15 protein-coding genes and 1 tRNA gene are annotated in these 15576 nt (G+C 66.4%); 3 read left to right on the plus strand and 13 right to left on the minus strand.

Annotated elements, in window-relative coordinates; genetic code table 11:
• Positions 1-6: 6 nt before the first annotated feature.
• The 7 genes from ACZ1I5_RS19560 to ACZ1I5_RS19590 form a co-directional block, all read right to left on the minus strand.
• Positions 7-82, minus strand: a tRNA-Val gene (locus tag ACZ1I5_RS19560).
• A 657-nt stretch (positions 83-739) separates the two neighbouring features.
• Complete coding sequence (locus tag ACZ1I5_RS19565) at positions 740-1681, minus strand: hypothetical protein (RefSeq protein WP_465170904.1); 942 nt, start codon at positions 1679-1681, stop codon at positions 740-742.
• 230 nt (positions 1682-1911) lie between these two features.
• Positions 1912-3324, minus strand: a complete 1413-nt coding sequence (locus ACZ1I5_RS19570; protein ID WP_465170905.1) for an NAD(P)(+) transhydrogenase (Re/Si-specific) subunit beta — start codon at positions 3322-3324, stop codon at positions 1912-1914.
• A gap of 29 nt (positions 3325-3353) precedes the next feature.
• On the minus strand, positions 3354-3653 hold the full coding sequence (locus ACZ1I5_RS19575; RefSeq protein WP_465170906.1) for an NAD(P) transhydrogenase subunit alpha part 2: 300 nt from the start codon (positions 3651-3653) through the stop codon (positions 3354-3356).
• 9 nt (positions 3654-3662) lie between these two features.
• Positions 3663-4052 (minus strand): endonuclease domain-containing protein, encoded by a 390-nt coding sequence (locus ACZ1I5_RS19580; protein WP_465170907.1) that lies wholly within the window; start codon positions 4050-4052, stop codon positions 3663-3665.
• Positions 4053-4108: 56 nt separating this feature from the next.
• Complete coding sequence (locus tag ACZ1I5_RS19585; RefSeq protein ID WP_465170908.1) at positions 4109-5230, minus strand: NAD(P) transhydrogenase subunit alpha; 1122 nt, start codon at positions 5228-5230, stop codon at positions 4109-4111.
• A 6-nt stretch (positions 5231-5236) separates the two neighbouring features.
• A complete protein-coding gene (locus ACZ1I5_RS19590) occupies positions 5237-5365 on the minus strand; it encodes an aa3-type cytochrome c oxidase subunit IV (protein WP_465170909.1) in 129 nt (42 codons plus the stop codon).
• 144 nt (positions 5366-5509) lie between these two features.
• Between ACZ1I5_RS19590 and ACZ1I5_RS19595 the strand changes: the two genes are divergently transcribed.
• Together ACZ1I5_RS19595 and ACZ1I5_RS19600 are read left to right on the plus strand one after the other, a co-directional pair.
• The gene (locus tag ACZ1I5_RS19595; RefSeq protein ID WP_465170910.1) at positions 5510-6931 is read left to right on the plus strand and encodes a sigma-54-dependent transcriptional regulator; all 1422 of its coding nucleotides are present in this window, start codon (positions 5510-5512) and stop codon (positions 6929-6931) included.
• 102 nt (positions 6932-7033) lie between these two features.
• A complete protein-coding gene (locus ACZ1I5_RS19600) occupies positions 7034-8248 on the plus strand; it encodes a Gfo/Idh/MocA family protein (RefSeq protein WP_465170911.1) in 1215 nt (404 codons plus the stop codon).
• On the opposite strand, the gene folP is transcribed toward ACZ1I5_RS19600, so the two are convergent.
• The 6 genes from folP to glmM all read right to left on the minus strand — a co-directional run bounded on the left by folP (position 8245) and on the right by glmM (position 14179).
• Positions 8245-9309 (minus strand): dihydropteroate synthase, encoded by a 1065-nt coding sequence (folP, locus tag ACZ1I5_RS19605; protein ID WP_465170912.1) that lies wholly within the window; start codon positions 9307-9309, stop codon positions 8245-8247. The genes ACZ1I5_RS19600 and folP overlap by 4 nt on opposite strands.
• Positions 9310-9421: 112 nt before the next feature.
• Complete coding sequence (locus tag ACZ1I5_RS19610) at positions 9422-10558, minus strand: DNA methyltransferase (protein ID WP_465170913.1); 1137 nt, start codon at positions 10556-10558, stop codon at positions 9422-9424.
• Between the two features lie 201 nt (positions 10559-10759).
• Positions 10760-11374 (minus strand): ribonuclease HII, encoded by a 615-nt coding sequence (locus ACZ1I5_RS19615; protein WP_465170914.1) that lies wholly within the window; start codon positions 11372-11374, stop codon positions 10760-10762.
• Positions 11359-12489, minus strand: coding sequence for a bifunctional hydroxymethylpyrimidine kinase/phosphomethylpyrimidine kinase (gene thiD / locus ACZ1I5_RS19620; protein WP_465170915.1), 1131 nt, complete (start codon positions 12487-12489; stop codon positions 11359-11361). The genes ACZ1I5_RS19615 and thiD overlap by 16 nt, the downstream gene beginning before the upstream one ends.
• The gene (locus ACZ1I5_RS19625; protein ID WP_465170916.1) at positions 12486-12716 is read right to left on the minus strand and encodes a DUF1272 domain-containing protein; all 231 of its coding nucleotides are present in this window, start codon (positions 12714-12716) and stop codon (positions 12486-12488) included. The genes thiD and ACZ1I5_RS19625 overlap by 4 nt, the downstream gene beginning before the upstream one ends.
• Positions 12717-12838: 122 nt before the next feature.
• Entirely contained in the window at positions 12839-14179 is a 1341-nt protein-coding gene (gene glmM / locus ACZ1I5_RS19630; protein WP_465170917.1) for a phosphoglucosamine mutase, read from the minus strand.
• Positions 14180-14255: 76 nt separating this feature from the next.
• Between glmM and ACZ1I5_RS19635 the strand changes: the two genes are divergently transcribed.
• On the plus strand, positions 14256-15518 hold the full coding sequence (locus tag ACZ1I5_RS19635; protein ID WP_465170918.1) for a dicarboxylate/amino acid:cation symporter: 1263 nt from the start codon (positions 14256-14258) through the stop codon (positions 15516-15518).
• Positions 15519-15576: the final 58 nt, after the last annotated feature.

Raw genomic sequence — 15576 nt, forward strand, 5'->3', positions numbered from 1 at the left:
AAAGGGTGGTGGGCGATGACGGGCTCGAACCGCCGACATTCTCGGTGTAAACGAGACGCTCTACCAACTGAGCTAATCGCCCTCGCTCTCGCGAGACGCTGGGAAGGCTGCGGCAGCACTTCTCGCGCGGTGGCGAGATAGTCGGGAACGTGGTTCGCGTAAACCCGCGTTATTTTCTGATCGCGGATGCCCAGGCGAGACCGGGTATCACCGCCCCAGAAGGTCGCGGCTCATTCTCCATACCAACGGCGCCGGTGCGCTCGGTAGCCGCGCCGAGCCACAATCGCTACACCGAGCGCGAGGACAGAAATAATGATGTAAGCGACGATAAGACGAGGTTCCATGAGGCGCTGTACGCATCAAGCGCGTAAAAAGATGCACGCGATCGTTGAAAAACGCGCCAGCTACTCGGCGCGCGCCAATTCCCAACCGTGGTGAGCCTTGATCATGGGCGCACCACATCCGATACAAACGGTGCGATAATTCTCGCCGTCAAATTTAACTCGCCGACGGTTGCGATGGTGCTTCCCCACCAAACACCGAAACAGCTGCAAAAAGCGCATACCTCATCCCCCTCCTGGATCGGGCGCCTCACGAATCATCTTCTCCTCCCAACAGCTTAGCACAACGCTACTCGTCTGTCGGCAACCTGGATCTATTGAGAAGCACTAGCGGCAGGATTCGCTACCCGTGTTGAGTAGAACCGCATCGGGCGCACTGCTGAAGTAAGGCATGATGGTCAGGTAATCGGGCCGGCCCGCTTCATCGCCGCGAAATAGTCGCGCATCCCGTCACGCGCGCCGGGCGACAGCGCGATGAAGGCGCGGCGCTTGTCGAAGGGATCGGCATGGCGCTCGAACACACCCGCCTCGGTCATCTTCGCGATCCAGCGCAGCGCGGTGGTGGGTGCGACAGCAGCGGCAATGCACAGGCTCGATACCGAAACCCGTGTCCGTTCCAGATCCGCCACGAACAGGTCGAGCAACATGTCCCAGGCGGGATCCTCGAACAGACCGCGATCGAAGAACTGCTCGCGCAGCCGCCGCGCTCGGATCACCTCGCGCACGTCGCGCGATGTGACTGGCGATGGTTCATGGTCGGGCGCCGCATCGCGCTCGGCCGGACGGCCCTTCAGACCCGCTCCACCATCTATCGCATTACCTTCATCCTCGTGATTCAGGCGCGCGATGATCTCGGCGATCCGGGCAATCTCCCTGTTCAGCCGCCGCAAGCGCGCCGAGTCGGCGTCGCGCCGCGAATCGTTGAGCCGGCCAGTGCGCGGCATCAGTGCGACCGCATAGGTTGCGACCCGGTCGGCGACCGACGGCGCGCAGAGCAGGTCGACATGGCCGCCGAGCAAATGGGCCGTGACCAGGTCGAGCTGATGGCGGGCGAACGAGACAACGACGCGCGCGTCGACGGCGCGTGCAAGGGCATCGAGGTGCGGCAGAATGACATCAATCGTGGCATCGGGAACATCCTCGGCTTCGACGACCAGCAGGCCCAGCGTGCTGTGCTGAAGGAGGCGCTCTGCGGCTTGCGCCCAGCCGACCCGGCCGAGCGGGCGACCACCGGCAAGCGTGACCGCGTCCAGCGCGGCCAGTGCTGCCCCGTCGTCGTCAGCAACGATCAACGCGGGGACGGTCGTGGCGTAGGTCGCCTCCGTCGCCGAATCTGTCATTGCCCCCACCGTCATACGGTCCGGTCGCCCCCTCGGCCCGGAATGCGGCAGAAATACCCACTTATGAAGAATGGGTTAGTCATGAGTACATCCATATTGGAGGCATGAGTCCCGAAATGGCTCAATAGGCGACTGCATCGCCGCTGCACTTCGACCGAAATGGATGCAATCGATGGTCAAGCGGAGCGACCAGGCAATGTGCCGGATTGGACCAGTATCAGGCGCCGAGCTCAATCCAGGGACTTCACGATCTCCTCGACCATCTTCTTCGCATCGGCCAGCAGCATCATCGTGTTGTCCATATAGAAAACATCATTGTCGACGCCGGCATAGCCGACACCGCCCATGCTGCGCTTCACGAACAACACGGTCTTGGCCTTTTCCACGTCGAGCACGGGCATGCCATAGATCGGCGAGGTCTTGTCGGTCTTCGCCGCCGGATTGGTCACGTCATTGGCGCCGATCACGAAGGCGACATCCGTCTGGGCAAACTCGCTGTTGATGTCCTCCAGCTCGAACACCTCGTCATAAGGCACATTCGCTTCGGCGAGCAGCACGTTCATATGGCCGGGCATGCGTCCCGCCACGGGGTGGATCGCGTATTTCACGCGAACGCCATGCTCCTTGAGCTTGTCCGCCATCTCGCGCAGCGCATGCTGCGCCTGGGCCACCGCCATGCCGTAACCGGGCACGATGATGACCTGCTCCGCCTGCTGCATCAGGAAGGCAGCGTCCTCGGCCGATCCGCGCTTCCACGGCCGATCCGTCGCCGCCGCGGCACCGCTGGCCGCGCTGTCGCCGCCAAAGCCGCCCGCGATCACGCTGATGAAGCTGCGATTCATCGCGCGGCACATGATGTAGCTGAGGATCGCGCCCGACGACCCGACCAGCGCGCCGGTGATGATCATCGCCGTGTTGTGCAAGGTGAAACCCATCGCCGCCGCGGCCCAGCCCGAATAGCTGTTGAGCATCGACACCACGACCGGCATGTCCGCCCCGCCGATCGGGATGATCAGCAGGAAGCCGATCGCGAAGCTAAGAAGCGTGACCGTCCAGAAGATCCAGGGGCTCTGATCCTGGGTGAAATACGCGATCAGCCCGAGGATGCCCGCCAGCACGCCAAGGTTGATGACATGGCGGCCGGGCAACATGATCGGCTTGCCGCCCATGTTCCCGTTGAGCTTTAGGAAAGCGATGACCGAACCCGAGAAGGTGATCGCGCCGATCGCGACGCCAAGGCCCATCTCGATCCGGCTGACCGTCAATATCTCGCCATCGGCACCCATGATCCCGAACGCTTCGGGATTGAGGAACGCCGCGACACCGACCAGCACCGCCGCCATGCCGACCAGCGAGTGGAAGGCGGCGACGAGCTGCGGCATGTCGGTCATCGCGATCTTCCGCGCGGTGACCACGCCGATCGCGGCGCCGATCGCGATCGCGATCAGGATTTCCGGCAGCGACGCGATCTCATGCGTGAAGAGCGTGGTGCCCACGGCGAGCGCCATGCCGATCATGCCGTAGCGATTGCCGCGCCGAGAGCTGGCGGGCGACGACAGGCCGCGCAGCGCCAGGATGAAGCAGACGCCCGAAATCAGGTACGCCAGCGCTACCCAGGGATTGACCGGTGCTGCTTCGTGCATGTGCTAAACCCCCAAAACCCTCACGCCGCTCACTTCGCCGCGGGCTTGTCCTTCTTCTTGTACATGGCGAGCATCCGCTCGGTGACGGCGAAGCCGCCAAAGATGTTCACGCTGGCGAACACCACCGCGAGCAGCCCCAGCCATTTCGACGAGGCCGACCCGCCCGCCGCCGCCGAACTGGCGATCAGCGCGCCGACGATGATCACCGAGGAAATCGCATTGGTCACCGCCATCAGCGGCGTGTGCAGCGCTGGCGTGACCGACCAGACGACATAATAGCCCACGAAACAGGCCATGACGAAGATCGACAGGATCGAGATGAAGTCCATGGCTCTTCCTTAATCCTCCCCGGCACGGGGAGGGGGACCAGCCGCAGGCTGGTGGAGGGGGCGTGCCGCATATGCAGCGATCGCGGCAGCGGCAGCGTCCGGGTCGCGAAGGATTCGCGCGGCCGCGACCCGAAGGATACGCAAGCCGTTCTCGCTCAGGAAGCGATCTCGCAGCTCGTCGCGTACCGGCCGATCGCCGCGCGAATGTGCTTCACCGTCGATCTCGATGACGAGCGATGCCTCGCGGCAGTAGAAATCGACGACATAGGGGCCGATCGGGTGCTGGCGCCGGAATTTGAGGCCGCCGACCTTGCCACGCAACCGCTGCCAGAGCTGGACTTCCGGCAGGCTCATCTCGCGGCGGAGTTTGCGGGCGATCGATACTTCAGGGCGCAGCATGTGCGGAAGCCCCCCTCCACCAGCTTCGCTGGTCCCCCTCCCCGTGCCGGGGAGGATCATCCGAGCAGCCGCACGTTCACAACGGCTCCGTCCCTGGTCAGCCGGATCGCGTCGCCGATCTCCGCGTCGAGCACCGGCTTGCCCGCTTCCTTGTCCCAGAAGGCGCTGAGGAAGTTGAACAGGTTGCGCGAGAAGAGCGCCGAGGCATCCGCCGCCAAGCGGCCCGCCACGTTGCGGTGCCCGACGATCTTCACGCCCGAAACGGTCACGACCTCGCCCGCGACCGCGCCCTCGACATTGCCGCCCTGCTCGACTGCGAGGTCGACGATCACGCTGCCCGGTTTCATCGACGCGACCTGCGCCGCCGAGATGAGGCGCGGGGCCGAGCGTCCGGGAATCAGCGCGGTGGTGATGACGATGTCCTGCTTGGCGATATGGCCCGAGACCAGTTCGGCCTGCGCCGCCTGATATTCGGGCGACATCTCACCGGCATAGCCGCCCGATCCCTCGCCCTCGATGCCGACGACATTTTCGACGAAGATCGGTTTCGCGCCGAGCGACTGGATCTGCTCCTTCGTCGCCGAGCGCACATCGGTCGCCGAGACCTGCGCGCCGAGGCGCCGCGCGGTGGCGATCGCCTGGAGGCCGGCGACGCCGACGCCCATCACGAACACGCGCGCGGCGGAGACCGTGCCCGCCGCGGTCATCATCATCGGAAAGGCCCGGCCATATTCGGCCGCCGCATCGAGCACTGACTTGTAGCCGGCCAGGTTCGATTGCGAGGACAGGATATCCATCGACTGCGCGCGCGTGATGCGCGGCATGAATTCCATCGCCAGCGCTTCATAGCCGCCCGCCGCATAGGCATCGATCCGGGCGCGCTCACCGAACGGGTTGAGGCTCGCGACGATCCAGGCGCCGGGCGCCGCGCCGCTCAGGCTCGCCGGATCGGGGCCCTGAACGCCGAACACGATATCGGCATCCTTCAGCGTGTCGGCACGCGACCCGACCGTCGCGCCCGCCACGGCATAGTCGGCATCGGCATAGGACGCGGCCTCGCCGGCACCCGATTCGACCGCCATCGCGGCGCCGAGCGCAATGAATTTCCTGACCGTTTCGGGGGTCGCTGAAACGCGGCTTTCCCCTGCGGCCTGCTCCTTGAGGACCGCGATCTTCACCCGGCGCTACTTGCCGGAGATCAGCCAGATCACCAGAAAGGCGATCAGGAAACAGCCAACGGCGCCCCATTTCAGCATCCCGATCACCTTGTGATAGGTCGCTTCGTGAACCTTGATCTCGCCGTCTCCGGCCATCGGTCGTCCCCTGCCTGTAAACTTGTGCAGGCTGCTTAGCGGGCGCCGCGCCGTCCCTCAAGTCCCGCCTTGAGACGGTTAAGGCGCCCTTTACATCTGCGCCCTATGGTTACCGCTCGATCCGGGGACATTGGAACGGGCGGGATGACGCGCAACCGGCAGCGGCTGTTGATGCTGATCGATGACGAACCGGCGCAGCGCCGTCTCGTCGCGGCGCTCGCCGCGCGACGGGGATGGCGCGCGATCTTCGCCGATGACGGCGAGATGGCGATCGCCATGCTCGACGGGCAGGACGATGTGGCGCTCGACGCCATCCTGCTCGATCACTGGTCGCCGGACGCCGACGCGACATCGCTGATTGCCGAAATTCGCCGGCGCTGCCCGGCATTGCCCCTCCTGATGCTGACCGCCAACGGCTCGGTGGCGCATGCCGTCGCGGCGATGCGCGCCGGCGCGAGCGACTTCCTCGTGAAACCGCTCGCCCCGGAACGGCTGCTCTGCGCACTCGACGCGGCGGTCGCCCCAAGGGCAGCGGGCGAGTTGCGCCCGCTGACGGAAAAAGTCCGCGCCACGCTCGCCTTTGACGAGATCGTCGGTTCCGCCCCCGATTTTCGCGCGGCCCTCGCCATCGCCGCCAAAGCAGCCCGCGCCCGGGTCCCGGTGCTGATCGAGGGCGAAAGCGGCGTGGGCAAGGAAATGGTGGCCGAGGCGATCCATGCCGCCTCCCCGCGCGGCAAGAAGCCGATGATCTCGGTCAATTGCAGTTCGATCCCCGCCAACCTGATCGAGTCCGAGCTGTTCGGGCATGAAAAAGGCGCGTTTGCCGGCGCGTTCGACCGCAGGATCGGCCGTTTCCAGGAAGCGGACGGCGGCACGCTGTTCCTCGACGAGGTCGGCGAGATGCCGTTCGACGCCCAGGTCAAATTGCTGCGCGTGCTGCAATCGGGCGAGATTCAGCCGATCGGCGCGCGCCATGTTCGCGAAATCGATGTCAGGATCATCGCCGCGACCAACCAGCGGCTGATCGGGTCGGTGGAGGCCGATCGCTTTCGCGAGGATCTCTATTACCGCCTCAACATCGTCCATGTGACGATCCCGCCACTGCGGGAGCGCGCCGGCGATATCCCGGCGCTGACCCGCCACTTCCTCGCGCGAATCGCCGAGCAGCCCGGCCTGCGCGAACTCGGCATCACCGAGGATGCGCTGGCCCTGCTCGGGAGCTATGACTGGCCGGGCAATGTCCGCCAGCTCCAGAACGCGCTGTTCCGCGCCGCCATGCTGTGTGATGGCGATGCCCTTACCCGGCTCGATTTCCCGGAGATCACCGCGTTTGGCTCGCGGCGTCATGGCCCGGCCGGGCCTTCGCCCTTGGCGCCCAGCGGCGGGATCACCCTCTTTCACCCCGACGGCAATCTGCGCGCGCTGGAGGACATCGAAGGGGATGTGATCCGTCTCGCCATCGGCCATTATCGCGGCCGCATGACCGAGGCTGCCCGCCGGCTCGGGATCGGGCGGTCGACGCTCTACCGCAAGCTCAGCGAGCTGGGCATCGACAACGTCGCCTGAAAGCGCCGTTACCGCTATCATCTCGTCACCATCGCCTTCGATATGCTATAGGATTCTCCACGGCCCGCGACGTGTCGCCGCGTGAAGCCGGGGGAGATCCGAATGTCGAACGAGATGTCGCGCCGCACCCTGATCGAGCTCGGCCTTGCCGGTGCATCCGTCGCCGTCGCGGGAGCAGCGGTCGCCAGGCCCGGCGGCAACCCACTTCCTCAACCCCAGGACAGGCCGGCGCTGCCTGACGGGGACAAGATCGGCTTCGCGGTCGTCGGCCTGGGCAAGCTCGCCCTTGGCCAGATCATCCCCGGCCTGAAGACGGCGAAGAGCGCCAAGCTGGTCGCCGTCGTCAGCGGCGATCCCGCCAAGGCCAGGCGCATCGCGGCGGAGAACGGACTGCCCACCGATGCGATCTACAACTACACTGATTACGATCGCATGGCGAAGGACCCGCGCATCCAGGTCGTCTACATCGTCCTGCCCAATTCGATGCACGCCGAATACACCATTCGAGCCCTGAAAGCCGGCAAGCATGTGCTGTGCGAAAAGCCGATGGCGACCAGTGTCGCCGATTGCGAGGCGATGATCGCCGCCGCGAAAGCCGCCGACCGCAAGCTGATGATCGCCTATCGCTGCCATTACGAGCCGCTGAATCTGGCCGCGATGCGCCGGCTCCGCTCGGGCTCGCTCGGCAAGCCGCGCATCGTCACCACCGATATGGGCCGGCAATCGACCCTGTCCGATCCGTCCGACGCGTGGCGGCTCGACATGAAGATGTCGGGCGGCGGCGCGCTGGCCGATATGGGCGTCTATGGCATCAACGCGTCGCGCTATCTGCTCAACGAGGAACCAGTCGAGGTCCGCGCCTGGGCGAAGACCGACCGCACCGATCCGCGCTTCAGGACCGTCGAGGATGTCGTCTCCTGGCAGTTCCGCTTCCCCTCGGGCACGATCGCCAACGGCACCACCTCCTTCTCCTGCGCCGGGACCATGGCCTATCAGGTGTTCTGCGAGAATGGCCGGCTGGTGGCCGATCCAGGCTGCTTCTATGGCGGCAACAAGCTCAGCCTGATCGGCGTGCCGGCCGCGCAGGGGGCGCCGAAGATCACCGAGATCGACCAGTTCGAACGCGAGATGGACTGGATGGCCGATGTCGTGCGCGGCAAGGTGCCTCTGGTCACCCCGGGCGAGGAAGGCCTGCAGGACGTTCGGCTGATGACCGCGATCCTGGAATCGGTGGCAAAGGGCGGCGCGACGGTGAAGACCGACTGGGGCTACAGGCGCGCCCATGATCCGGCGGCCGTGGTGGATTTGCCCGCCTAGCGCGCTGCGACCAGCGCCGCGTCCTTTAGCCCGCGCCATACGCGCAGCGCCTGTACCGTTTCCGCCACGTCGTGGACGCGGAGCAATTGCATGCCCGACTCGATGCCCTTCAATGCCAGCGCGATCGACCCGCCCAGCCGCTGGTCGGCCGGCGCCTCGTTGGACAGCGCCCCGATCATTCGCTTGCGGCTGGCGCCGAGCATGATCGGGCAGCCAAGGCCGTGGAACAGCGCGAGCCCGTTGAGCAGCGCCAGATTGTCCTGCAGCGACTTGCCGAAGCCGATGCCGGGATCGATCATGATCTTCGCCCGATCGACCCCCGCCGCCGCCACTGCTGCGACGCGCGCCTCGAGCCAGTCGAACACGTCGGTCAGCACGTCGCCATAGCCTTCGCCGCCATGCGGGCCCTTTTTGGGGTCGGGCGAATGCATCAGGATCACCGGACAGCCAGTCCGCACGACCACGTCCAGCGCGCGGTCGTCCCACAGCAAGGCCGACACGTCGTTGACGATCGCCGCGCCAGCGGCCAGCGCCGCCTCCATCACCACCGCCTTGCGCGTGTCGACCGAGATCAGCGCGCCGCTCTTCGCCAGCCGCTCGATGACGGGCACGACGCGTTTCACTTCATCGCCTTCCCATACCAGAGGCGCGCCGGGCCGGGTGGATTCGCCCCCGATGTCGATCAGCGTCGCGCCCTTGACCGAAAGGTCGAAGCCGGCCTCGGCTGCCGCGGCCGGGTCAGTCAGCTTGCCGCTGTCGGAGAAGCTGTCGGGCGTCACGTTGAGGATGGCGGCAACCGTCGGCTGGTCGAACCGCAGCACGCGCTCACCAAGGGTCAGCGCCGGGCGGGGCGCGGTGATCGCGGCATGCAGCCCGGCCGCCCGCTCGTTCCCGCCCAGGTCGCTCTCGAAGGCGGCGATCGGCACGGTGCGGCGCTTGCCGCCCTCGATTACTTCATAAGCGGAGAACCACGTCATCCCGCCCGCCAGCCGCGCGACCTCGCCGTCCCGGCCTATGGGCGTGTCGACGAACTGGACGGGGCGGAGGTGGAGCCTGGTCATCGATCCTCTTTCGTCATGCCGGACTTGTTCCGGCATCCATCGTTCCGCACATCTTGCGCGTTGGGCTCCTGCGGCACGATGGACCCCGGAACAAGTCCGGGGTGACGTCTGGTTAAGGCTGAGTCGCCAGCAGATATTCCTGCCGCAGCGCGTCGATCGGCTTGAGGCCCTCAGGCGTCTCGTAGTGCCAGAAGGTCCAGCCATTGCAGGCCGGTGCATTCTGCAGGGTCGAGCCGAGCTTGTGGATCGAGCCCGTGATATCGCCGCTCATCACTGAGCCATCGGCGCGGACGGTCACGCGGAAGCGGCGCTTGCTGTCGGTCAGCACGGTGCCCGCCACCAGCATGCCGTTCTCGACGATCGTGCCGAACGCCACGCGCGGCGCGGATTTGGGCGACTGCATCGTCACCAGCGCGGATTCGTCGAGCGGCAGCGCCGCCTCGATCCGCTCCAGCGCCGCGGCGCAATAGCCCGCCTCGCGCTCGATGCCGATCCAGCGCCGCCCGAGCCGCTTGGCGACCGCACCCGTGGTACCGGTGCCGAAGAACGGATCGAGCACCACGTCGCCCGGCTTGGTGCAGGCGAGCAGGATGCGATAGATCAGTGCCTCGGGCTTCTGCGTCGGGTGCACCTTCACGCCGTCGCGCTTCAGCCGTTCCTGGCCGCCGCAGATCGGGAATTCCCAGTCGCTGCGCATCTGCAGCTCGTCGTTCAAGGTCTTCATGCTGCGATAGTTGAAGGTGTAGCGCGCCTTCTCGCCCATCGATGCCCAGATCAGCGTCTCATGCGCGTTGGTGAAGCGGGTGCCCTTGAAGTTCGGCATCGGATTGGCCTTGCGCCACACGATGTCGTTGAGGATCCAATAGCCCAGGTCCTGGATCGCGCTGCCGACCTTGAAGATGTTGTGATAGCTGCCGATCACCCAGATCGCGCCATTGTCCTTCAGGATGCGCTTCGCCTCGGTCAGCCAGGCGCGGGTGAACTTGTCGTAGATGGCGAGCGAATCGAACTTGTCCCAGTCGTCGGTCACCGCGTCGACATGGCTGCCGTCGGGCCGGCTGAGATCGCCGCCGAGCTGGAGGTTATAGGGCGGATCCGCGAAGATCAGGTCGACCGACTTGGCCGGCAGCGCCCGCATCGCGGTGATGCAATCCTGCATGATGATGCTGTCGAGCGGCAGCTCGGCGCCCGGCAGCGTGTCCGCCACTGGCGCCGTCGCGCGCGCCCTAACCTTCTCGATCACACCCATTACCAGCTACCCCCATTGAAGAGCGGTGCATCCCTGCGGATGTACGGACTCGGGTCAAGCAGAGTTTAGTTAACGGGAACGCTTGCCAAATTCTTAACAAACCGGAACATTTTAGGAAGCTGCCCAGATGTTGAGTCGAGTTATCCACAGGGACTCAATCCATGGTGTGTGGCCAAAAAGACTCACGAACCAAGATTTGGCCTAGAAATCGAGCCAGGCCTGGGCGACCGGCGCGAAGCTGCGCCGGTGCAGGGGCGACGGGCCATGCGCGCGCAGGGCATCAAGGTGCGCGCGGCAGGCATAGCCCTTGTTCGAATGCCATCCATAAAGCGGGTGCGATTCGGCATGGGCGATCATGATCGTGTCGCGGGTGTGCTTGGCGATGATCGACGCCGCGGCGATCGACAGCGAGATCGCATCGCCCGACACGATCGCGGTCGCCTGATGCGTCCAGCGCGGCAGACGGTTGCCGTCGACCAGCACATGCGCCGGCAACAGGCCGAGCGCCTCGACCGCCAAGGTCATCGCCTTCATCGTCGCCCAATAGATATTGAGCCGGTCGATCTCGTCGGCCTCGACGATACCGACACCGACTGTCGCGCAGTCGCGCAGCCGGTCGTGCAGCCGCTGGCGCTCGGCTGCGCTGAGCTTCTTCGAATCGTCGATGCCGCGCGGGACGCCCCTGGCCGGCAGGATTACCGCCGCTGCGACCACCGGCCCGGCAAGCGGCCCGCGCCCGGCCTCGTCGACGCCGGCGACCGGCGCGAGGCAGAGCTTTTCATGCTTGAGCGAAGGGCGTGTCACGGCAAGCGCCATGGCGGAAAACGCCGATTCTCGCCAGCCTGATAGAGGCAGATCGCATTGCCCGCGGGGTCGGCGAGTCGCGCCTCGCGCCAGCCCCAACGCTCCAGGACGGGATCGGATACGGCGATGCCGCCCTCGCGCAGGCGGAGGACCAAAGCGTCCAGATCGCCGCATTCCAGGAACAGCACCGGCTTGCCCGCGATCTCGTCGGGCGTCTCGATCGACAGCGTGGCGCCGCCCGCGCTTTCGAACCGGGCATAACGTGGCGCTGATTCGACGATCTGGCGCAGGCCGAGCAGCCGGTAAAAGGCAGCGCTCGCGTCGTAATCGGCGAGCGGCAGGGTGACCTGGTTGAGCATCGCCCCGCCGAGATCGCTGTCGAGCCGCACCGCCTGGTGGCCCATCGGTCCGTGGCCGCCGCCGAAGCCGGGCGCCTCGCGCAACGCCAGCCGCACGAACAACCGCGCCCTGGCAATCGAATCCGCCAGGGTCAGGCCGCGCCCAAGGCCGGTCGCGATGGCGCTTGCCAAGGTACAGCCTGTGCCATGGCTGTGCCGCGTCTCGATACGCGGATCGGCCCAGCGAATCTCGCCGCCATCGGCGAATAGCAGCCGGTCAACCACCTCGGCGGCATCTGCATGTCCGCCTTTCACCAGCAACGCCGCGGCGTTGGCGTGAACCCCACCCTCGCCTCCCAGCGCGTCCAGCTCGGGCAGGTTGGGCGTAGTCACCCAGGCAACGCGCATCAGCCGCGCGAAGGCGGCGATCGTGGCGTCATCCGCCAAAGTGGCACCGCTCGTCGCGACCATGACCGGATCGAACACCACCGGTACGATCGGCATCGCTTCCAGCCGATCCGCCACGGCATTGGCGGTTTCGGCCGAGCCGATCATGCCGATCTTCACTGCATCGACGCCGATGTCGGAGACGACCGAATCGATCTGGGCGATGACCATGTCGGTCGGGATCGGATGCACGCCCTGCACGCCGAGGGTATTCTGTGCGGTGATCGCCGTGATCGCGGTCATCGCGTGGCCGCCGAGCATGGTGACGGTCTTTATATCGGCCTGGATACCCGCGCCGCCGCCGGAATCGGAGCCGGCGATGATGAGGATGCGCGGGGTCACGCGCGCCCCTTGAACTTCCGCTCGGTCGACGCCGGATAGCGCAGCAGCGCATCGTCCACCCGCGCCGGCCGGTCCATCAGCTCGCCGCCGCAATTGGGGCAGCGATCGTCCATTGCCTCGGCGCAGGGGGCGCAGAAAGTGCATTCGAACGAGCAGATGAACGCGCCCGCCTCGTCGGCGGGGAGGTCAGTGCCGCAGCGTTCGCAATCGGGGCGCATTTCAAGCATGGGTCAGTTCCGTCTTCTTCTCCCCTCCCGCTTGCGGGAGGGGTCGGGGGAGGGCCTGTCCTTACAGGTGTCGCCGCGACATGCCCTCCCCTAACCCCTCCCGCAAGCGGGAGGGAAATTTGCTACGCAGCCGCCACGCGTACCGCGTCGCAGATCCGGTCGACCACGCGCTGGACCTGGTCGGGGTCGTCGCCCTCGGCCATCACCCGGATTACCGGCTCGGTGCCGGAGGGGCGGATCACCAGCCGGCCCTTGCCCTCGAGTTCGGCCTCGGCCTCGGCGATCACGGCCTTCACGGCTTCCGCTTCGAGCGGCTTGCCGCCCTTGAAGCGCACATTCTTGAGCAGTTGCGGCAGCGGCTCGAAACGATGGAGCAGCTCGCTGGCGGGCAGGCCGGTCTCGACCAGCTCGGCGAGGATCTGCAACGCCGCGACCAGCCCGTCGCCGGTGGTGGCGTAATCGGACAGGATGATGTGACCGGACTGTTCGCCGCCGACATTATAGCCCTGGGCACGCATCGCCTCGAGCACATAGCGATCGCCGACCTTGGTCCGGATCAGCTTGATGCCCTGAGTCGCGAGATGCCGTTCCAGCCCCAGGTTCGACATCACCGTCGCGACCAGCCCGCCATTGGCCAACTGCCCGCGCCGCGCCCAGCCGCTAGCGATCGTCGCCATCAGCTGGTCGCCGTCGACGACATGGCCCTGCTCGTCGACGACGATCAGCCGGTCGGCATCGCCGTCGAGCGCGATGCCGATCGCCGCGCCGGAAGCCACCACCGTCTCGCACAGCACCTGCGGCGCGGTCGAGCCGACCCCGTCATTGATGTTCTTGCCATTGGGTGAGGTGCCGATCGCGATCACCTCGGCGCCCAGTTCCCACAGCGCGGCGGGCGCGACCTGATAGGCGGCGCCATTGGCGCAATCGACCACGATCTTGAGACCATCGAGCCGGAGATGTTCGGGGAAGGTCGATTTCGCGAAATGGATATAGCGCCCGCGCGCATCCTCGACGCGGCGCGCCCGGCCGATATCGGGCGAGGCCGCCAGTGGCACCTCGCCGTCGATCAGCGCCTCGATCGCCAGCTCGTCGGCGTCGGACAGCTTGTAGCCGTCCGGCCCGAACAGCTTGATGCCGTTATCGGCATAGGGATTGTGGCTGGCCGAGATCATCACGCCGAGATCGGCGCGCATCGACTGAGTGAGCATCGCGACCGCGGGCGTCGGCATCGGGCCGACCAGCACCACGTCCATGCCCACGCTGGTGAAGCCCGCGACCATCGCATTCTCCAGCATATACCCCGACAGCCGGGTGTCCTTGCCGATCACGACGCGATGCTTGTGCTCGCCACGCACGAAATGCGCGCCGGCCGCCATACCGACCTTCATCGCCATCGCTGCCGTCATCGGGGAGAGGTTGGTTGCCCCGCGAATCCCATCGGTGCCGAAATATTTTCTTGCCATGTCAGCGCGTCCGTTCCGCTATGCAGCCCAATTCAGTGAAGCGGCGTGATAGCGCCGGATAAGTCGAAGGGCGAGCATGTCGCAAGCAACCCGCATTCTCCTGGCCCTGGTTCTGGGGCTGGCCATCGGCATCGGTCTCGCGACCTGGTCGCCGGGCTCGGCCGAAAGCGGCCTGATCGTCGCGCAGCCGATCGGCACTGCCTGGCTCAATGCGCTGCAGATGACGATCGTGCCGCTGGTCGTGTCGCTGCTCATCACCGGCGTTGCTGCGACCGCCGAGGCGGCACGCGCCGGCCAGGTCGCCGGCCGCGCGCTCGGCCTGTTCATCGGGCTGTTGTGGTTCTTCTCCGCCTTCGCGGCGATCGTCACCCCATTGCTGCTCGGCTGGTTCCCGCTGCCGACCGAGGCCGCCACGGCACTCCGCGCCGCGCTCGGCACGACGGCGCCGGTCGGCCCGGTACCGCCCTTTGCCGACTTCATCGTCTCGATCGTGCCGACCAACCCGGTCACCGCCGCCGCGACCAATGCCTTCCTGCCGCTGATCGTCTTCACCATGGTGTTCGCCTTCGCGCTCACCCGCCTGCCCACCGAGCCGCGCGAGCTGCTGACGAAATTCTTCCAGGCGGTCGCGGACGTGATGCTGATCATCATCGGCTGGATCCTGTGGCTCGCCCCGATCGGCGTGCTCGCTTTGGCCTATGTCGTCGGCGCGAAGGCCGGCACGGCGGCGTTCGGCGCGCTGCTTCATTATGTCGTGATCGTCTCGGGGATCGGCATCCTGGTGTGGATGACGGCTTACCCGATCGGCGCGATCGGCGGGCGGATCGGCCTTGCCCGCTTTGCCCGCGCGACCGGCCCGGCCCAGGCAGTGGCGATCAGCACGCAATCCTCGCTTGCCTCGCTGCCCGCGATGCTGCGCGGCGCCGAGGGGCTGGGCGTACCCGTCGCGACGTCGGGCGTGGTGCTGCCGCTCGCGGTCGCCATCTTCCGGGTGACCGGCCCGCCGATGAACCTCGCGGTCGCGATCTATGTCGCTTACTGGTTCGGCGTGCCGCTCGGGCCGGCGCAGCTCGCCGCCGGCGTCGCCGTCGCCGCGATCACCACCATGGGCGCCGTCAGCCTGCCGGGGCAGATCAGCTTCGTCACCTCGATCGCGCCGATCTGCATCGCGATGGGCGTGCCGGTCGCCCCGCTCGGTCTGCTGGTCGCGGTCGAGACCATCCCCGACATCTTCAGAACGCTCGGCAATGTGACGATGGACCTGGCGACGACGGTGACGGTCTCGGCGCGCACCGGCGGCGTCCCGGAGACGGAGGGCGACGCACTGCTCCGGGAATAGTCGGGGAATAGGGTGTGTGCCGGGACCGCGCGTGCCTGCGCCTGACCGGGCGACGCGC

This window comes from Sphingomonas sp. BL-S-30 (assembly GCF_055521475.1).